General features: G+C 66.8%; 17 protein-coding genes. 16 read left to right on the top strand and 1 reads right to left on the bottom strand.

Going from position 1 to position 19,934, the window contains the following annotated elements:
- Positions 1-81: 81 nt before the first annotated feature.
- From EU513_RS12160 to EU513_RS12125, 9 genes are all read left to right on the top strand, one after another.
- A complete protein-coding gene (locus EU513_RS12160; protein ID WP_168990265.1) occupies positions 82-2,754 on the top strand; it encodes a lantibiotic dehydratase in 2,673 nt (890 codons plus the stop codon).
- Entirely contained in the window at positions 2,754-3,842 is a 1,089-nt protein-coding gene (locus EU513_RS12155; RefSeq protein ID WP_129626314.1) for a lantibiotic dehydratase C-terminal domain-containing protein, read from the top strand. Before EU513_RS12160 ends, EU513_RS12155 begins: the two co-directional genes overlap by 1 nt.
- A gap of 80 nt (positions 3,843-3,922) precedes the next feature.
- A complete protein-coding gene (locus tag EU513_RS12150) occupies positions 3,923-5,131 on the top strand; it encodes a metalloprotease (protein ID WP_129626313.1) in 1,209 nt (402 codons plus the stop codon).
- Positions 5,128-6,108 (top strand): ABC transporter ATP-binding protein, encoded by a 981-nt coding sequence (locus tag EU513_RS12145; RefSeq protein WP_129626312.1) that lies wholly within the window; start codon positions 5,128-5,130, stop codon positions 6,106-6,108. Before EU513_RS12150 ends, EU513_RS12145 begins: the two co-directional genes overlap by 4 nt.
- Before the next feature lie 12 nt (positions 6,109-6,120).
- Complete coding sequence (locus EU513_RS12140; RefSeq protein ID WP_205744769.1) at positions 6,121-6,876, top strand: ABC transporter permease; 756 nt, start codon at positions 6,121-6,123, stop codon at positions 6,874-6,876.
- Positions 6,869-8,788 carry a TOMM precursor leader peptide-binding protein gene (locus EU513_RS12135; RefSeq protein WP_129626311.1) on the top strand — a complete coding sequence of 640 codons (1,920 nt, stop codon included), beginning with the start codon at positions 6,869-6,871 and terminating at the stop codon, positions 8,786-8,788. Before EU513_RS12140 ends, EU513_RS12135 begins: the two co-directional genes overlap by 8 nt.
- Positions 8,789-8,841: 53 nt before the next feature.
- Positions 8,842-9,018: a hypothetical protein gene (locus tag EU513_RS15945; RefSeq protein WP_168990264.1), complete on the top strand. Its 177-nt coding sequence runs from the start codon at positions 8,842-8,844 to the stop codon at positions 9,016-9,018.
- Positions 9,015-10,214 (top strand): amidohydrolase, encoded by a 1,200-nt coding sequence (locus tag EU513_RS12130; RefSeq protein WP_129626310.1) that lies wholly within the window; start codon positions 9,015-9,017, stop codon positions 10,212-10,214. Before EU513_RS15945 ends, EU513_RS12130 begins: the two co-directional genes overlap by 4 nt.
- A 43-nt stretch (positions 10,215-10,257) precedes the next feature.
- Positions 10,258-11,142 (top strand): LLM class flavin-dependent oxidoreductase, encoded by an 885-nt coding sequence (locus EU513_RS12125; protein ID WP_129626309.1) that lies wholly within the window; start codon positions 10,258-10,260, stop codon positions 11,140-11,142.
- A 302-nt stretch (positions 11,143-11,444) separates the two neighbouring features.
- Here EU513_RS12125 and EU513_RS12120 read toward each other — a convergent pair whose 3' ends face one another.
- Positions 11,445-12,146, bottom strand: coding sequence for a peptidase E (locus EU513_RS12120; protein ID WP_129626307.1), 702 nt, complete (start codon positions 12,144-12,146; stop codon positions 11,445-11,447).
- A 274-nt stretch (positions 12,147-12,420) separates the two neighbouring features.
- On the opposite strand from EU513_RS12120, the gene EU513_RS12115 reads away from it, so the two are divergent.
- From EU513_RS12115 to EU513_RS12085, 7 genes are all read left to right on the top strand, one after another.
- The gene (locus tag EU513_RS12115; RefSeq protein WP_205744768.1) at positions 12,421-13,479 is read left to right on the top strand and encodes a metallophosphoesterase; all 1,059 of its coding nucleotides are present in this window, start codon (positions 12,421-12,423) and stop codon (positions 13,477-13,479) included.
- 81 nt (positions 13,480-13,560) lie between these two features.
- Positions 13,561-14,328, top strand: coding sequence for a rhodanese-like domain-containing protein (locus EU513_RS12110; RefSeq protein WP_129626305.1), 768 nt, complete (start codon positions 13,561-13,563; stop codon positions 14,326-14,328).
- A gap of 148 nt (positions 14,329-14,476) precedes the next feature.
- A complete protein-coding gene (locus EU513_RS12105) occupies positions 14,477-15,100 on the top strand; it encodes an AIM24 family protein (protein WP_129626303.1) in 624 nt (207 codons plus the stop codon).
- A 5-nt stretch (positions 15,101-15,105) separates the two neighbouring features.
- Positions 15,106-15,789: an AIM24 family protein gene (locus tag EU513_RS12100; protein ID WP_129626301.1), complete on the top strand. Its 684-nt coding sequence runs from the start codon at positions 15,106-15,108 to the stop codon at positions 15,787-15,789.
- Positions 15,786-16,541, top strand: coding sequence for an AIM24 family protein (locus EU513_RS12095; RefSeq protein WP_129626299.1), 756 nt, complete (start codon positions 15,786-15,788; stop codon positions 16,539-16,541). The genes EU513_RS12100 and EU513_RS12095 overlap by 4 nt, the downstream gene beginning before the upstream one ends.
- An 847-nt stretch (positions 16,542-17,388) precedes the next feature.
- Complete coding sequence (locus tag EU513_RS12090; protein ID WP_129626297.1) at positions 17,389-18,573, top strand: benzoate/H(+) symporter BenE family transporter; 1,185 nt, start codon at positions 17,389-17,391, stop codon at positions 18,571-18,573.
- A 14-nt stretch (positions 18,574-18,587) separates the two neighbouring features.
- Entirely contained in the window at positions 18,588-19,793 is a 1,206-nt protein-coding gene (locus EU513_RS12085; protein ID WP_240796038.1) for a M20 family metallopeptidase, read from the top strand.
- Positions 19,794-19,934 lie beyond the last annotated feature (141 nt).

Raw genomic sequence — 19,934 nt, 5'->3', positions numbered from 1 at the left:
GCTGTTCACGAATCGAAGACCCGATCGGTTCCCGTTGCTGGGTCCACAGAAGAAGTCGCGCCGCCGCAGGTGTCGGCGCAGGTGTCACCGGACCTTCCTGCTGCGCAGTCCTTGGCTGCGCTGGCCAGGATCGGCGGGTTGCCGGTGGAGCACCTGCACCAACTGCACAACCATCGCTCGCTCGCCTGGGCCGATGCCGTGATTGACGCCGAAGCCGTGGTCGCCCACAGTGCCGACACCTTCAGTGAACTGCTGCACGACCTCATCGGTGACAACACCGACCAGGAGCAGCGACGTGCTCTGCTCAACCTTCGCCGCAAGGTGTTCAAGGCCGCGCCGATCACCGACCCGACACCGCACCGTGAGTTGCTCGAGAACCTCGACCCGCGGGCTGCATCGGTGTTCGGCGAATGGTCGGCGGCGATGCGACGGCTGAGCGCTCTGCACGAGCAGGGTGACACGACCGTCGCCGAGGAGATGGCGACCAGCCGCTCGATGTTGCGAGCAGCGGCCGCGCACCCGGCGTTACATCGCGGCTTGCAGATCGCCTCCCCGCCGTTGGCGCAACAACTTCCGGGCTACCTCGCCGCGTCCGGGTCGAAAACGGTCGACAAGAAGCAGCGCAAGTTCGAGCGGTCGATCCTGAGCTATCTCAGTCGCGCTGCGGTGAAGCCGAGCCCGTTCGGGTCGTTCACCCCGGTGCAGGCCGTGTGCACCACGGCGGACGGCGAGAATCACAGCGCAGTCGGTCTGCCATCGACAAGCCGGTCGAACGTACGGCTCAACGTGGCGGTGTTGGCCCGCATCACCCGCTGCCTGGTCGAGAACCCGCAGACCCGCAACCACCTCCCGATCGAAGCGACCGCCGGGTGGCAGCAGGTCGAGGACCGTATTCGCTACGTGCGCCGTTGGATGTCGCAGGGGGACGAGGGTCAAGCGGTCACCTTCGACTCCGTCACCGACAAGGTGTTCTTCCTGCGCACCACCGAGACGATCGATGAGCTGCTGGGGGCGCTCGAAGGCGGACGGCACACCTTCGGTGAGATGTGCGACTGGATCGGTCGACGTCACGACGCTTCGCCGCAACTGTGTGCGCAGTACCTCTCCACGCTCATCGAGATCGGCCTCGTCGACATCCCTGTGCTGCAGGTTCCGGTGCACTCGCCAGACCCGCTCCAGTCGCTGGCCGGCTCGCTCACCGATGTCGACACGCCGTGGTCGGCCGCTCTGGCGCTGCGGCTCGACGACGTGGGCCGGGTGGTGGAACAGATCGCCGACGAGCACCATCGGGTGCAGGCGTTGCACCGTCTGCCGGTGATGCTACGGGAGATTTTCGCCGAACTCGACGCCGAACCGGCGTTGCCGCAGACCCTGGTCTACGAGGACGATGTGCTTGCCGGCGGGCCCCTGCAGGTGCAGGCCGACACCTGGGACGAACAACTGGTCCAGCCGTTGCAGGCACTCGACCCGCTGGTGTCGGCGTTCGACATCACCTTGCCTCAGCGCCTGACATTGACCGCCTTCTTCGTGGCGCGGTTCGGCGCGGGCGGGGAGTGCGACGACGTCCTACGACTGCTGCACGAATTCCAGGAAGACTTCTTCGACCAGTACCAGACCATCTCCGGTCAACGGACCAGTCACATCGACGGGGAGTACCAGCCGGAGGTCAACTGGTTGCGATCGCAGGCCATCAGCGCGCTGGACGAAGCCCGCCGCGAGTTCGATTTGGCTGTCGGCCGACTGTACGAGGGCCACCAGGACGCCGAGGAGATCGTCGTCGGTGCCGACGTCGTGGAGGCGGTCGGCAAGCACACCGCCGGGTTCATCGACGCGGACGAGCCGCGTAGCTACCTCGTGCAATCAGCGACGATCGGCAAGCAGCGCCGCGTGGTGCTCAACCAGTTGTACGGCGGACTGCACTTCCCGTTCTCCCGCTTCGCGTACGCCCTTCCCGAAGTCGAGACAGCCGGCTTCGATGCGATCCTGCGCGCCCGCGCCGTTTCCAGCCTCAGCACTGACCAGGTGTACGCCGAGGTGACCGGAGGTCTGGTCACCAGCAACCTCAACCTGCATCCCGAACTCACGTCGTACGAGATCGTCTGCCCGGGTGAGCGAAGCTCGCGTCCGCTGGACCAGCAGATCGACTTCGACGACCTGTACGCCGTGCACGACGTGGCGCGTGACCGGGTGACGCTTCGATCGCGGCGACTGGGCAAGGAGGTCGTGCCGGCCTATCTCGGTTACCTGATTCCGTTGGCGCTGCCTGAGATTCCCCGCTCGCTGCTGCTGTTCGCGCACACCGCGATGATGCAGCTCGATCCGTGGGCGGGCCAGGCGTCCGCGCAGATCACCGACGGGGTCGGCTACCGGCCACGGGTGCGGGTGGGCGAGGTCGTCCTGACCCGTCGAGCCTGGCGGGTCGCCGGTTCGGATCTGCCGCTCGACACCTGCGGTGACTCCGACCGGATGCTGACGTGGCGCCGGTGGCAGCGCGCCCACGGACTGCCGGAGCGTGTGTTCGCGAAGGTGTCACGAACCAGCGGGTTCCGAGGCGCGGGCACCAGCAAACCGATGTACGTCGACTTTGCATCCGGGCTGACCCTCCAGGCGCTCGAAGGCGCCCTCGACGTCGACGCACTGGTGACCTTCACCGAGTGCCTTCCCGATCCCGCGGACGCCCCGGGACACAGCGAATCAGGTTCGCACGCCATCGAGTACGCCATCGAAGTTCTACCCGAGCCGAGGAGTTCGTGATGACCGAAATCTTGACCAGGACCGAACCGACGGTCCGGACTGACAATGTCTCGCAGCACGGCGACTGGGTCGCGATGCACATCTACTACGCGGCCAACCCTCAGCCGCTGCTGGTGGAATGTGTGCGCGAGGTCTTCGCCCGGCTGAGCGAACAGGACCTCATCGACGGCTACTTCTACATCAACTACTGGCTCGAGGGCCCGCACGTTCGGATGCGTTTTCGGCCCAAGCGCCCAGAGGACGAAGCAACAGCACGAGCGGTCGCAGAAGACATGGTTCGCTCCTACCTCAAGCGACGTCCGGCACTGTACGAGGTCGACGCCGGATTCCTCGGGGAACTGTACGAACAGCTCTTCCAGATGGAGTTCTCGCCGCAGGAGAAGCAGAACTACACCGCGGCCGACGGAACGATGAACCTTCGTCCGAACAACGACCTCGCTTACCTGCCCTACGAACCCGAGTACGGCAAGTACGGAGGGCCCGCCGGTATCGAGTTGGCGCAGTGGCATTTCCAACACTCGTCCGACTGCACCATCGAGGTGCTGCGCAGCATGAACCTGCACCTGCGTGGAGTGCTGCTGGGCACCTCGGCTCAACTGATGATGGTGATGAGCGCGGCCTTCCTGCCTGACCGGAAGACCTGCGCCGAGTTCCTCACGCGGTACCACGACTTCTGGCAATCCCATTTCGCCGGAACCGGTTTCATCGCCGACAAGGAGTACGAACAGGGTTACGAACAGAGCCGCGAATCGCTGCAGCGGCAGTTCGCTGTCGTCCGGGAGGCGATGGCCGCCGGAGAACCCGAACGGTTGCCGACCTTCCTGGTCGAGTGGGGCCGGCACTGCCTGGAACTGCACGACAAGGTCGCTGACCTGGCCGAGCAGGGCGGGCTCACGTTCAGTTCCTGGGACGGCACTCGCCAGACCCGAGTCACCGATCGTCAGGAAGCGCTCACGATCCTGTTGTCGCCGTACATGCACATGACCAACAACCGGTTGCACGTCACGATCCGGGACGAGGCCTACCTGGCCCATCTGCTCGGACGAGTTCTTGGCGATGCACGTGCCGAGAGTCAGTGGTTGTCATGACCGCGGTGGCAGCATCCGCGGCGCTTGCGCCGATCACTGATCGGTCCGCGGATGCGCAACTGCCTCGCTTGCGTCGCGACGTGAAGATCAGCGACGCCAACTGGCACGGCGCGAACGCGGTCCACCTCGTGCGCGACACCGTTGCCGGTCGCACGTTCGAGGTCGGCACCAAGGAGCACTTCGTGATGACCCGTTTGGACGGCACCCGCTCCGCCACGCAGTTGCAGGCCGAGTACGCAGAACATCTGGGTCGCCGGCTCGACGACCGCGGCCTGTGGCAGTTGCTGGGCCAGCTGGGCAAGCGCCGGCTGTTGGAGGGATTCGACAACGACGACCCGAGTTCGGCTCCCGCATCGCACCACACTAGCGAGTCGGACCGTCGGTCGGACGCAACAGAGCCTCGCAACACGCTGCTGCGTGCGGAGATCCGGCTGGCCGCCGACCCCGAGAAGTTGTCGGCTCGGCTCGCCGCAGTGGTGAAACCGTCGGCGCACAGCGCAGTCGCCGTCCTCCTGCTGTTCGCCGCAGGTGCTACCGCAACCGTTGCGTCCGGCGGTCTTGCCGATCGGGTCGTGCAGGCGTGGATGTCTCCCGTGGCGATGGTGGTGGCAGTGCTGCTGCTGTGGCTTTCGACGGCGGTCCACGAACTCGCACATGGCGTCGTGGCAACGCTGCAGGGCGGAAGGGTCGCGGCGTACGGGATTCGCTGGCGTCTGCCGGTGCTCATCCCGTTCTGCCGGGTGGAGGACTACCTGTTCATCCCGGGGCGACGTGGCCGAATCGCTGCTGCGCTCGCCGGCCCGGCGGTCCATCTGGTTGCGGCCGGCGCTTGTGCGGCACTGTGGCTGGCGGGCCTGAGGACCGGCACGGTGGCCGACATCCTCGCCCTGGTGTGGGCCGGCAACGTCATGCTGACGGTCGCGAATCTGGTGCCGCTGGCACCGTTGGATGGTTACGTCGTGCTCAGTCACGCGACCGGTGTCCTGCGTCTGACGACGCAGAGCCAGCAGTACGCGGGTGTGCACCTGCGGGCCGTGGTCCGCCGCAGCGACGACGAAGCCCGCACCACCCGTGAGCGCTACCCGGCACGGCTGCGCCGCATCTATCTGGGCTACGCACTGCTGGCACCACTGCTGGTTCTTGCCCTCGCCACCGGCGCCGTGTTCATAGCGGCCGCTTTCATCCCTCAGTCCGCCGGACCGTGGCGCTACGCCGGTCCGATCGCCGCAGTCCTGCTGGTGATCACCGGAATGGCAACCACCCAACGCAACCGAACGGAGACGTCATGACCATCGAGCAGATCAACAACCGCACCGAGTCGGCAATCCCGCGAGACCCGCAGAACCACACGTACGAGCCAGGAGCTCAGCGGGTGGAGACTGCAGCCGCGATCGTGATCGAGGCGCTGCACAAGAGCTACGGCGCCAAGCAGGCGTTGGCCGGCATCGACCTGCGTATCGAGGAGGGAGAGTTCTTCGGAGTTCTCGGCCCGAACGGTGCGGGCAAGACGACCCTCATCGAGATCGTCGAAGGACTACGCGTCGCGGACGACGGCCGGGTGAGCGTGCTCGGGGCCGACCCGGCCCGCCGCGATCCCGACCTGTTGCGCCGGATCGGGGTGCAGACACAGCACGGCGCCTTCTTCACCCGGCTCACCGCCGGAGAGCACCTGTGCACGATGGCTGCGCTGTACGGCGTCACCGAGCAGGATGCGTCCGACGCACTGCGGCTGGTCGGTCTGAGCGACAGCGAGAGTGTTCGGGTGGAGCGCCTGTCGGGCGGGCAGCGACAGCGCCTGGCGATCGCCGGTGCGTTGGTGCATCGGCCCGACGTGATCTTCCTCGACGAGCCCACTGCTGCACTCGACCCGCAAGCTCGACGCGAACTGTGGTCGGTGCTGCGTGATCTGAAGGATCAGGGCCGCACGATCGTCTACACCACCCACCACCTCGACGAGGCCGAAGCACTGTGTGACCGCGTCGCCATCCTGGTCGACGGCAAGGTGCGCGCCCTGGACACACCGCACGCTCTCAAGGGTGGATCCCGCAGTTCCACCCAGGTGCTCGTGCCCGTCGGTCGGATCAGCGTCGCCGAGGCCGGCACGTTGGACGGGGTCACCTCGGCACGTGAGTCCGGTGGCTCGCTGGTGCTGGAGACCGGCTCGGTGAGCCGAGTGCTCGTCGAGCTCAGTAACAAGCACGACATCGAAGACATCCAGACCAAGACCGCGAGCCTCGAGGACGTCTACCTCGAGCTGACCGCCTAGGAAGGAAGCACCATGTCAATGGCATTCCCCGCTCTCACGGCAGTGCACACCAAGTCAGCCCGCCGGGACGCGACCACGATCTTCTTCACGTTCATCTTCCCGCTGGTCTTCCTGCTGTTATTCGGCACGATCTTTCGCGGCCAGGCGGTCGAAGCGTCCGGACGCAGTTACATCGAGTACATCGCGCCAGGGGTGATGACCTGGGGCATCGCCAACGCGGCGGTCTTCAGCATCGCCTTCGCGCTCATGCAGTGGCGTGAGAGCGACCTGTTGCGAATCGTGCGGATGACGCCGGCGAGCACCCGGTCGGTGCTGTCCTCCAAGCTCACGGTCACGATGGGGATCGCGGCGATCCAGGCTGTGTTGTTCGTCGGAGTGGCGATGCTGCCCTTCTTCGGGCTGCGCCCGGCCTCGTCGGCCTGGCAGGCGATTCCGTTGCTGTTCATGGGAGTTGTCGCGTTCTACGCGGTCGGCGCAATCATCGGCGCGTTCGCGAACACCGCCGAGGCAGTAGCGGCCATCAGCAACGTCATCATGGTGCCGATGGCGTTCTTGTCCGGGTCGTTCTTCCCGATCGACATGATGCCCTCCTTCCTGAAGTCCATCGCACACGCCTTGCCGCTGTACTACCTCAACGACGGTGTCGGCGACGCCTTCACCGGCAGCGCGACCGCCGCCTCGTTCGCCACGAACATGGGCGTACTGACAGCTTTCGCCCTCGTGTTCGGGGTCATCGCGGTCAAGGTTTTCAGGTGGAGCAATGACTGATCTCGTGCAGCACACCGACCCCCTGCCCATCGAACAACTCGCCGCCACCCTCGAAGAGCATCTGCACTCGGCGTTCGGACGCACCATCCGCGTGGGGACCCTGGGCGCTTACGACGTGCAACGCATCACCCATGACCCGGGCCACGACCCGCTGGTCCACGTCACGGGCGACAGCGTCCTCATCGGCCCCTGGGGTGACGGTGACGGATGCGCCTCGTGCCTCGCCCTGCGCTGGCAACGGTTGCGCACGCGCTCGGAACGCGAAGCACTGGAGCACAACAGAATTCCGCAACCCATCGGGCAGTGGCCGCTACCCACAGCGTTCCTGCTTGACGCCGTCGCGGCGCAGGTGCATCTGCTTGACGTACACCGACCGGCCCCTTCGCCCTGGGCCGACGGTTGGCAGACCCCCGCAGACCTGCAGCTTCGGCAGGTGAGTGTCATCGAGATCGAGACGCTCGCCGTATCGACCTACTCGCTGCTGCCCGAGCCGCGGTGTACGCATTGCAGCCCGGAAGGCTCTGTGGAGTCCGCAATGCAGGGACCACGGCTGCAGCCGCGTCCCAAGAGCGACCCGAATGCCTTGCGTGGGCGATCCCTCAGCGACTTCCGCCTGCCGCATGCCGCGTTGGCCAACCCGGTGTGTGGAGTGCTCGGGACCCGTACGTGGTTGAACGTGCTGTCACCCACGACGGCGCCGGTCGCCGGCAGTACGTTCATGCGCGGATACGCCGGGCTGGTCGACGTCACCTGGAGCGGCCAAGGGTCCGGGTACGACTCGAGCCGGTTGCTGGCTTACACCGAAGGACTCGAGCGGTACGCCGGTACTCATCAGCGCCATGCGGGTGCAGTCGTGCACGCCTCGTACGACGAAGTGCGTGACGAGGCAATCCACCCGTTGAGTTGTGGTGACTACGACGACCAGACCTATCGCGAGGAGAGCCTGCTCGAACCGTTTGACCCGCACGCGGTCATTCCCTGGGTGTGGGGTCGTTCGTTGCGCGATGACCGTGCGGTTCTTGTCCCCAGCCGATTGGTCTACTACAGCGCCGGTGTTGCGGCTGACAACTTCGTCTTCGAGTGCTCCAACGGATGCGCGACGGGAAGTTCACTGGAGGAAGCGACATTGTTCGGGCTGCTCGAACTGCTCGAACGGGACGCCTTTCTGCTGGGCTGGTACGGCGGAGCCACCCCGCCTGCCCTCGACTTGGACAGCGTCGACAGCACTGCCATTCGGGCCATGCGGGCCAAGGCCGAGCAACTCGGCTACGACCTGCTGGCCTTCGACAGCCGGGTCGACATCGACGTCCCGGTGGTGACCTCGGTTGCGGTTCGTCGCGACGGTGGCGTCGGCGCGGTGTCGTTCGCCGCCGGCGCCGGTCTCGATCCGCTCTCGGCGATCGAGGGGGCCTTCTCGGAGTCGCTCACCTACCTGCCGCACCTGGGTTCCCAGGTGCGCAAGGCACAGGGACGCCTGGAGCAGATGGCGCGCAACTACGACGAGATCCGTCACCTCACCGACCACGCCCGCCTGTTCGGCCTGCCGCAGATGGCCTCGCACGTCCGGCGATACACCCGACCGGAGCGGACGGTGACGGTGCAGCAGGCATACGCGAACCGGACGGTGCGTCCGAGCATGGATCTGCGCGAGGACGTACGAGCTGTGGTGGACCAGATCGCTGCCGCCGGACACGACACCATCGTGGTCGACCAGTCGACCCCCGAGCAGCACGCCCTCGGACTGCGCACCGTCGCCACCCTCTCGCCGGGCCTGTTGCCGATCGACTTCGGTTGGAACCGACAGCGAGCACTACGAATGCCGCGTTTGCGCAACGCTTTTCAGCACGCAGGCTGGCGCGAGAGCCTACTGCGGGACGACGAGATCGTCCGTGTTCCGCACCCGTTCCCGTGACCGGTCGCGCCGATCTTCTTGAACAACCGATCAACCCGAGCAAAGGAAATTCGATGGAGACCACAACGTTCGTCCGAATCTGGTTCGCCCTCGTGGTGCCCCTGATCCTGATCGCCGGCGGCATCTCGTACTACCTCACCCGATCCACAGGCGTTGCCATCGGCGCCGGGGTGACCTTCTTCGTCGCGTTGCTGATCGGGTGGTTCATCGCAGGAAGAACAAGCACATGATCCCACCCATCAACAGGTGGGCCCGTCGAGCCTTCGACTGGTTGCACGAGCACCCCGAACTCTCCGGGGCAGAGGAACGAACTGCGAGCTATGCGGCCGAGCGGCTGGTACAGGACGGTTGGACGGTGCGGACGGGAGTCGGTGGTCATGGCGTGGTCGCACAGTTGCGCAACGGCTCGGGCGAGCACGTCGGGCTACGGACCGAACTCGACGCCCTCGCACACCGGTCGGAAGCCGGGGCCCTGGTCGCGCGGCACTCATGTGGTCATGATCTGCACCTCGCGTGTGTCCTCGGCGCAGCGCACGACCTAGCCGCCGCGCGCAGCAAGTGGTCCGGCACCGTGACGGTGGTCGCGCAACCCGCTGAGGAGACCCTTGTCGGCGCCGCCGCCATGATCGCCGATGACGTCTTCAGCAAGGGTGTTCCGGACGTCCTGTTGGCCCAGCACTGTGCGCCGTTGCCGGCTGGATACCTGGCGCATTGCCCGGGCCCGGTCTTCGCAGGTGGCCGAGTGCTGCGGGTGAGCGTGCGTGCCGCCGGAGGTCACGCGGCCGGCGCCGGACACATCAGCCCGGTGGTGACACTCGCTGCGATGATCGGGCGACTGCAGGACGTCGTCGCCGGGGAGACCGGTCCGGCAGAACCGGCGGTGCTGAATGTCGGTGCCCTGGACGCTCCCGAACCGCCCGGTGTGGTGCCCTCCCGCGTCGGGTTCGAGGTCTCACTGCGCGCGATGAATTCGCACGGGCTGGACCGTCTGGAGCACGCGGTGCGACGAGTGGTTCGCGCCGAGGCCGACGCGTCCGGGCACTGCACGGCGCCCGACGTGGAGGTCGTCGCCTCCAGTTCGCCGGTGGTCAACGAAACGGCCCTCACCGCGACCGTCGCCGCTGCCCATCGCGGGGCGTTGGGCGACCGCTCGGTGCTGCGCTGGGTGCCGAGCATGGCGACCGAGGACTTTCCCGAGCTCGCGGCGGGGACGCGCTCCCATTACTGGATTCTCGGCTGTGCCGATCCCGTGCAGTGGGCCTCGGCCACCGGAGACCTGGCCAGCCGGCTGGCGAGTATTCCGGGAAATCACAGTCCCGACTTCGTGGTCGACCCACGAGCAGTCGACGTCGGGGTCGAGGCGATGACCAGTGCCGCCCTCGCCGTCCTGGGTGCCGACGTGGACGAGTCGTTGCTCGTTTCCTGAGTCGGCTCGGCTCGGGATAAGACGGCGGTGAGAAGCTGCGGTCATGCGCTTCGGAATCACGATCCTGCCCGAGCACCCCTGGTCGAAGGCGAAGGATCTGTGGCGGCAGGCCGAGGACTTCGGCTTCGACCACGCCTCGACCTACGACCACATCACCTGGAGCGGGCTGCCGGACGGCCCGTGGTTCTCGGCCACCACGACGCTGACCGGCGCCTCGACCGTCACCGAGCGGATCAAGCTGGGCATGCTCGTCGCGTCCGCCAACTTCCGTCACCCCGGCACGTTCATGCGCGATATCACCGCGCTCGACGACATCTCCGGCGGACGATTCCTGCTGGGCCTAGGCACCGGCGGTGACGCGGATTCGAAGATCCTTGGCGGGCCCGACCTGACGACCAAGCAGCGGGTTGACCGGTTCGAGGAGTTCGCGCAGGTGCTCGATGTGCTGCTGACCAACGAGCGGGTCAGTCATCAGGGCGAGTTCTTCCCCATCAGGGAGTTGTCGACCGCTCCGGGGCCGACCCAGAAACCTCGCACCCCGTTCGTGATGGCGGGTAACGGGCCGCGCTCGGTCCGGATGGCGGCCACGCTCGGCGCGGGTTGGGTCACGATGGGCGTCAAGGGTGACGACGAGGACGACTGGTGGGCCTCGCTGATCGCGCTCAACGAGAAGCTCGACGCAGCCCTCGACAAGGGCGACCGCGACGTCGAGTCGTTTCCTCGCTACTTGAGTATGGATGCGGGACACCGGTTCTCGCTCGAGAGTCCGCAACTGTTCGAAGACATGGTCGGCCGTGCGGGCGAGATCGGTTTCACCGACGTCATCACCCACTGGCCGCGGCCCGACAGCCCGTACGCGGGGTCGATGCAGACCCTCGAGACGGTGGTCGGCGATGTCATCCCGAAGGTGCGACAAGGGTTGCCGTGACCGTCGATCCGCGCGTCATCGAGGCATGGCATGCGCGACACGTCCTGGCGGAGGATCACCCGTACGTGCACGGAGCGAATCTCGGCGTCCGGCTCAGCACCTACCGCCGCGCGGGCGAGTTTCCGGAACTGCCGGTGCATGAGGACGTCCGGCTCGTCGACGCGATCCGGCGATGGTGCGGCGGTCGTCGCCACCGCGACGGCGCCCGTGGTGACGTCCGGACGATTCGTTGCACGAACGCCGGAAGGTTTCGCGGGCTACCTGCGCGGCCTCGCCGAACCGCCGGACAAGATCGTCTCGGCTTAACGCAGCAGACGGACGTCGAGAGCGGTCTCGAGCGCCTCGTCGCCGCGCCGTTCGACCCGGAATGCCGGGTGACCGTCCTGCTCACCGATGGCTTCGAGGAACTCCCCGTCGCGGAAGACCAGGGCGGTGTGATCGTCGACCGCCCACCCGTCCTTGAACGCGCCGGAGGCGACCCAGCCGAGGTACTGATCTCGGCGCTCGGACTCCCCGAGATAGTGCGGGCACGCGCTCCCGGGCAGAAAACCGAGACCGTCGTCCAGCGGCGCAAGCGGTCCGAAGGAGTCGGTCGACGACTGCTCGAACCAGCAGTTCATCCCCGCGCTGATACCGGCCAGCACGGTGCCGTGCGCCGCCGCGCGCTGCAGGATGTCGGGGAGTCCGTGCAGGCGCCACACCGCGAGCAGGTTCGCGGTCGACCCGCCGCCGACATAGATGAGGTGCTGGTCGAGCAGCATCTCCGGGTCGAGGTACCCCCACGGGTCGTGGCAGAACAGCGACAGCACGGACGTCGTCGCGCGGCCCGCGAAAGCCTCCTCGAAGCGCTGCGAGTACCCGTCCGCGTCCCCGCTCGCGGTCGGTACGAAGCAGACCTTCGGCGTCGAGGATCCCGTCAGGTCGAGCAGGAAGTCGTCGATCGCGGAGTCGCGGTGTGCATCCGAGAACCCGCCGCCGCCCAGAGTCACGATCGTCCCGTTCATGCCTCGACCCTTTCGGTCGTGGAGTCCCGGCGCAACTCGGTGTCTGCCGCGGCATGCAGCTGGCCGAGCATCCCTGGTCGGACGTGCCGCCGAACTCGGGTTCACCGACGTCATCACCCACTGGCCGCGACAGGACACGGTCTACGTGGGTTCACGTGAAACCCTCGAGACGGTTGCGACGGATGTGATTCCGCGGCTGCGGTGACGCTTCGGCGAACCGTCACCTGCGGTTGGCCGGCCCGCAACCCGGGGGCACGAGAGTGAAACGTCCCCAATGACGTCCCTTCCCCCGGGAGTTCTCGTGCTGCGTACCCGTTCCGTCCTCGCCGGCTCACTCGCCCTGGCTGCCACCGTCACCGTGCCCGGTGTGGCCGCGGCCGATCGGGGCGGCGTGCCGGACGACCGATCCGCTTACACCTTCGCGCTGATCGGCGACGTGCCCTACGGCGCCGACCAGGTCGCGAAGTTCCCGAGCTGGGTGCAGCAGATCAACTCCGACCCTGCCGTCCGTTCGGTCGTGCATGTCGGTGACATCAAGAACGGGTCGACCGTCTGTTCGGACGAGTACTTCGCGATGATCCGCCGCAACTTCGACGCCTTCGCCGACCCGACCGTCTTCACCCCTGGCGACAACGAGTGGACCGACTGTCACCGCACCAACAACGGCGCGTACAACCCGCTCGAACGACTCGACACGTTGCGCCGGATGTTCTTCCCGCAGCCGGGCCGCACCCTCGGACAGAAGCAGATGAACATCGACTCGCAGGCGTCCATCGGGATTCCGGAAAACGTCTCCTACCGCGCCAAGGACGTCTCCTTCGCAGCGGTGAACGTCACCGGCTCCAACGACGGCACCCTCCCCTGGACCGGCCTTGGCGAGACCACCCCGAACGCAGCGCAGCTCGCCGACCAGCGCAAGCGGATGAGCGCAGCGATCTCGCTGCTGCGCAAGACCTTTGCGGACGCGGCGCGTCGTGGTGACCGGGCGGTCGTTGTCATGCAGCAGGCCGACATGTTCGACCCGACGTACGAGCCGAAGCCGGACGACATCTCGGCGTTCCGTCCGTACGTCCAGGCGCTCGCCGCCGAGTCACGCAGGTTCTCCGGGCAGACCTACCTGTTCAACGGTGACAGTCACGTCTACAACCACGACCGCCCGCTCGCGGCCGGCTCGAAGTGGTTGGCGAAGTACGGCGTCACCGCGCCGGTGAACAACCTGCAGCGGATCACCTGCGATGGATCGGCGAACAACCAGGACTGGCTGCGCGTGATGATCAACAAGAAGGGTTCGCCCGACGTCCTGTCCTGGACGCAGGTGCCCTACACCGACTGATCCGCTCTGGCCGAGGGGCGAACCGCGCGAATCGGGTTGTCGATTGAGGCACCGGGCCATGGCGCTGGCACCATTGGGCGCATGAGTTCCGGGGTCCATATCGCCTTCTACCGCTTCGTCCGCATCGACGACGTCGCGGCTGTCTGCGACCGACTGCGTGAACTGACCGAGGGACTGCTGGGGACGATCCTGGTCGCGGGTGAGGGCGTGAACGGGATGCTCGCCGCACCGTCCGAGCGCATCGACGCCTTCATCGATGAGGCGGCGGCGGATCAGACGGTCGGTGTCGCGTTCGGCGGGATCACCTACAAGCGCACCGACTACGAGCGAATCCCGTTCTCCCGCATGATGGTCAAGGCCAAACAGGAGATCGTCCCGCTCGGTGTCGATGGTCTCGACCTGCCGTCACGTGTCGACGACGTGGCTGCCACCGACGTTCCGCCTCATGAGTGGCGCGAGTTGATCCGGCGCGACGACGTCGTCGTCCTCGACAACCGCAACTCCTTCGAGTTCGAGGTCGGTCGTTTCCGCGGAGCGGTCGACCCGGGAGTCGTGAACTTCCGCGACTTCCGCGAGTACGTAGAGAGTCACGCCGAACAGTGGAAGGCGGACGGCAAGCAGGTCGCGATGTACTGCACCGGCGGCATCCGCTGCGAGAAGTCGAGTCCGTGGATGCAGGACCTCGGCCTGAAGGTGCACCAGCTGCAAGGCGGAATTCTCAACTATTTCAAGGAGATTCCGGACGCGGACGCCGACTTCGACGGTGAGTGCTTCGTCTTCGACAACCGGGTCACCCTCGACACCAACCTGCGCGACGTCGGTCGCCAACGCTCCGACATCGACGGCTGAGCGTGCCCACCCGTCGAAGCGTGTTGGCTTCGTCCGCGGCTGCTTCGCTTCTGAGGGCGCCCCACTCGCCGACCCTGGAACGTTTCGCCGCCGGGTCTCGTCGCAGGCCCGGGCATCAGCCAGGATGGTGCCGACCAGGGAGAGTGAAATGACAGAACTCGTCGCGCGTTCGTCGCGCGTCATCGAGGCCAGGTTGCAGAAGTCGTCGGTGCGTGCGATCAGCGGGTCGATGGTTTCCTACCAGGGCCAGGTGCAGTTCAAGAACGCCGGATTCGGCGGTGGCGCAGGCGTATTGGCCGGCCTCAAGCAGAAGGCGACCGGTGAGTCGCTGACCTTGATGGAGTGCGCCGGCGACGGCGTCGTCCAGTTCGCCGTCAACGCGCAGTACGTCACCGTGCTGCCGCTGAACAACGAGACGATGCAGGTCGAGAGTCGCCAGATCCTGGCGCTCGCGGGCAACCTCAACACCAACGTCCAGTTCGCCGGAGTCGGTGGGATGAGCAGTGGGCAGGGCTTGTTCACCACGACCGTCAGCGGCACCGGTCAGGTCGCGCTGCTGAGCGCCGGTGGGCCGCTGATCCACCTCGAGGTCAACCCGAACCTCCCGCTGGTCGTCGACCCGGACGCGTTCGTCGCGGCCAAGGGACAACTGCAGCAGTCGTTCGTCACCGACGTCTCCTGGCGATCCGCAGTCGGGCAGGGCGGCGGCGAGGCGTTCTCGCTGCGCTGGCAGGGCCAGGGCGTCGTCTCCATCCAGCCGGCGGAACGGTGATCGGCATGTTCGAGAAGGTCAACAGCAAGGTCGTGAAGGCCGACCTTGGGCGTACCGGTCCGATCGTGTCGCGCCGCGGTTCGATGCTCTTCTACTCCGGCCAGGTGCACTTCGCGCCGCACCAGATCCCGGGCGCCGGCGGCGCACCCGGGGGCATGGGCGCGATGGTCGGCTCCATGATGCGCAGCGAGCACGAGCGGACGATGATCGCTCAGGGCAACGGCCAGGTGCACTACGGATTCCAGGGGCTGGCACTGCACGTCATCGACCTGCCGCAGGGCGGACAGGTCACTGCCGACATGTCCCGGATGCTCGGTTACACCGCCGGGATGCAGGCGTCCATCGTTTCGACCCAGTCCCAGCAGGGCGGCGGAGGCGGGCTCCGCGGAGCACTTCGCGGGGCGGCCACCGGTGCGCTCACCGGCAACGGGATGTTCACCACCCAACTCAGCGGCGTCGGTGCGGTCGTGCTGGTCGCTCACGGCGAACTCATCGAGATCCCGGTCGGCAACGGCCCGGTGGTCGTCGATCCGCAGGCGTTCGTCGGCACGGTCGGCAACGTCCAGACCCAGCTGCAGTCGGCGATGAGCTGGCGGGACGCGGTGGGTCGTGGTTCGGGTGAGGCGATGCAGTTGCAGTGCAACGGTCAGGGAGTCGTGCTGGTGCAGGCATCGGAGGAGAAGCTGTGAGCAATGTTCTGAATCCCGGTGTGCTGCAAGGCAACGACAACATCCCGGGCAACGAGTACGCGTACTACTTCACGCTCGACCGTCCCTGGTTCATGAGCAAGGGCGCGATGATCGCCTACTACGGTCAGGCCAGCTTCCACGCGCTGACCGCGGGCATCGGAGCGGGCCTGCAGCAGATGGTCGCCGGCACTTTCAGCGCCCCGATGTACCAACAGGACTTCGTCGTCGTCGAGGGCCAGGGCACGCTGATCATCGGCGACCGTGGCTACACGATCAACAGCTACGACCTGGACGAGGGCAACCTCACCGTCCGCGCGTCCAACCTGCTCGCGTTCGAGCCGGGTATCCAGCTCAACCAGTCGATCGTGCCCGGCTTCCTCACCCTCATCGGCACCGGCAAGTTCCTCGCGTCCTCCAACGGACCGGTGATGTTCGTCGAGCCGCCGCTGCGCGTCGACCCGGAGGCACTCGTGGGCTGGGCCGACTGCCCGTCCCCGTCGCTGCACTACGACCAGAACTGGGTCAACAGCTTCATGTCGGCGGGCGCGGCGATGCTCGGCATCAACTCCGGTGAGGAGCGGCAGTACGACTTCACCGGCGCCGGCACCGTCCTGATCCAGAGCAGCGAGAAGGTCGTTCACGACCACCACGTGGTGCGCAACATCGAGCAGCAACTGCCGCTCGTCTCGCCGGCCGGCCTGGCGATGTTGCAGCAGCGGATCACGGCGCAGCAACAGCAGCAACACCGCTGACGTCGGTGCGGAAAGGGCTCGACGTACCCTGACGGGTGACCGACCGCACTCGTTTCGGCATCGCGCAGCGCCTCGTCGCGCTGGTCACGATCGTCCTTACGGCCGGGCACATCACCGCCGGTGCGACCACCAGAACGGTGGTCGAGCAGGCGTCACAACGGTGGTCGAGCAGGCGTCACAACGGTGGTCGAGCAGGCGCCAGAACGGTGGTCGAGCAGGCGCCAGAACGGTGGTCGAGCAGGCGTCAGAACGGTGGTCGAGCAGGCGTCAGAACGGTGGTCGAGCAGGCGTCAGAACGGTGGTCGAGTAGGCGTCAGAACGGTGGTCGAGTAGGTGCGGAGCGTTAGCGGAGTGCCGCGATCGAGACCACGTGAGTTGTCCTCGGGCGCAACTACTTCGTGGCACGCCGCTGCAGGATCTTGGTCACCTCGGCCGACTGACGGTCGATGATCACCGCTGATCTTTCGTGCTCCCCGGGTTCCGACTCGCGTGCGACCCGACCCTCGAGCTGACCGCACCTGCCGGGAGGCCTGCGCTACCCCTGCGCTACCCCTGCGTAAGGTCACGAACTCGATGGACAGCAGCGTCTCGCGCACCGTTGCACTCGACGCCCGCAACGGCGGCCGAGATTTGAGGTGCGTGGAGTGAGGCCGATCGCTGGTACGCGCTCGTACCTCGTCGTGTCTCCGACCACCTCGAGGACCCCCACCGGAGGCCGTGTGATCCGGATCTGGTGCGTGCGCAGCTGGGGGACTTCGCGGCGGGCGCGGGCTCTCGACCGCGTGTAGTGGAGGCTGAGCTGGACGGGACCTCGAGCGTCGGGGAGCGACTCCTACGCTGACGTCCCATGAGTTCGAGCACGACGCAGCCGGTGACGGCCTCGGTCATGCCCACGGTCATGGCTGGCATCGTCTGTGGGCTCGTCGGTTTCACCTCCTCGTTCGCCGTCGTGCTGACCGGGCTTCGCGCGGTCGGTGCATCGCAGGCGCAGGCAGCCTCCGGACTCATGGCGCTCTGCCTGACGATGGGTCTGGGATGCGTGCTGTTCAGCTGGCGCCTGAAGATGCCGGTCACCATGGCGTGGTCCACGCCGGGTGCCGCGCTGCTCGCGGCCGCGGCCGCACCGCACGGCGGATTCGCTTCTGCTGTGGGCGCATTCATGGTCTGCGGCATCCTGCTCGCACTCTGCGGGCTCATCCGCCCGCTTGGTCGGCTGGTCGAGTCGATCCCGGCCCCGCTCGCGTCCGCGATGCTCGCCGGGGTGCTGTTGCAACTGGTCATCGAACCGGTGTCCGCCGTCCAGGCGGACCCCTGGGCGATCGGACCGGTGATCCTCACCTGGTTGGTGCTCACCGCGCTCGCTCGCCGATGGGCGGTCATCGGTGCGCTGCTCGCCGCGTTCGTGGTGATGGCGGTGCGCGGCGTGTTCGGACATCTCGATCTGTCCAACGCCGCACCCAGCCTGAGTTTCGTTGCACCGCAATGGGACACGGGAGCCATGTTCGCGATCGCGATCCCGCTGTGGATCGTGACGATGAGTTCGCAGAACATCCCGGGCATCGCGGTGCTGTCGTCCTTCGGTTACAAGCCGGGTATGCGAGGTCCGCTGCTGTACACCGGCGGTGCATCGGCGGTCGGTGCGCTCGCGGGAGGTCACGCGATCAATCTCGCCGCGATCTCCGCCGCGCTCGCGGCGGGCCCCAAGGCGGGACCGGACCCGAAGCGCCGGTGGGCCGCCGGAATCTCCTGTGGGCTCACCTACCTCACGTTCGGCCCGCTTGCCGGACTGGTGTCCGCCGTCGCCGTCGCGGCCCCGAAGGGGATCGTCGAGACCATCGCCGGACTCGCGCTGATCGCCACCTTCGCCGCTGCTGCCTGGTCCGCCCTGGCCCAGGAGAGCGCACGGGAAGCCGGTGCGATCGCGCTCGTAGTGGCGGCGTCCGGCATCACGATCGCCGGGATCGGTTCGGCGTTCTGGGGGTTGGTCGCGGGGCTGGTGTTGTACGTCGTGCTGCGTCGCCGGCCGGCCTGACTACCCTCGGGTGAGTGAGCCGAACCGTCGAACTTGCCCAGCAGATGAGCGACGACCTTCGTTCGTTGCGCCGCGACTTGCACCGCATCCCGGAGATCGGCCTGCGGTTGCCGCTGACCAAGGCGCGGTTGCTCGAAGCGCTCGACGGTCTGCCGATCGAGATCCACCAGAGCGACAACCTCGACTCGGTCGTGGGCGTGATCCGGGGCGGTGCCCGCACCGACGGACCCGTGGTGCTGCTGCGCGGCGACATGGACGCGTTGCCGGTGCAGGAACTTCACGAATCCGATTACTGCTCAACGCATCCCGGGGTCATGCACGCGTGCGGGCACGACATGCACATCGCCGGTCTCGTCGGTGCAGCCCGCATCCTGTGCCAGCTGAAGGACGAACTGGCCGGTGACGTCGTCCTCATGTTCCAGCCCGCCGAGGAAGGCCCGGGCGGTGCCGAGCCGATGCTCGACGAGGGTCTGCTCGACATCGCCGGACGACCTGTCGAGGCGGCGTACGCGATGCATGTCGCCTCCGCCACCTTCCACAAGGGCACTTGGTGGACGACCCGCGGCGCGTGCATGGCGGCGGCGGAAGACGTCCAGATCGTCGTCCGGGGCGCGGGTGGTCACGGCTCCCAGCCGCACGTCGCCCTCGACCCGGTGCCGGTCGCCTGCGAGATCGCGCTTGCGATCCAGACCGCCGTCACGCGCCGGTTCGACGTCTTCGACCCGGTCGTGGCGACCATCGGACGCATCGCGGCGGGCACGAAGTCGAACATCATCCCCGACACCGCCGAGCTCGACATCACCTTGCGGTCGCTGTCCCAGGAGTCACGAAAGCGTTTGCGCGAGACGGTGATCCGTCTGGCCGAGGGAATCTCGCAGGCGCACGGTCTGAGTGCCGAACATCAGGTGGTCGAGTCCTACCCGCCCACCGTGAACACCGATGCCGACTACGACCTGGGGCGGCAGGTGGTCAACGACCTGTTCGGCGCGGACGCCTACGTCGAGCGCGAGGACCCCGAGATGGGCGCCGAGGACTTCTCGTTCGTGCTCGAACGCGTCCCGGGCGCCTACTTCTTCCTCGGCTGCTGCCCGACGGACGACCCGAAGACGGCCGCCGACAATCACTCCCCCCGGGCAGCGTTCGACGACGACGTCCTGTGGCAGGCGTCCGCCTGGCTCGCCGAGATGGCCCTGCGCCGCACTCAGCAACTACGCCCGTAGTCAAGGAAACGGGTTGCTACCGCGACCAGTTCTCGAGCCTCGACAAGTGGTCGCTGTGACGATCGGAAACTTTGACTACGGGGGTAGAGGTGTTCGGTCGGGAACGCGGGCCAATGGGCAGAGCGTTCCGCCTAGAGTGGG

The sequence above is a fragment of the Yimella sp. RIT 621 genome, assembly GCF_004146205.1.
Classification (GTDB): Bacteria; Actinomycetota; Actinomycetes; order Actinomycetales; family Dermatophilaceae; genus Yimella; species Yimella lutea.
This window is presented reverse-complemented; position numbering and strand designations above follow the sequence as displayed.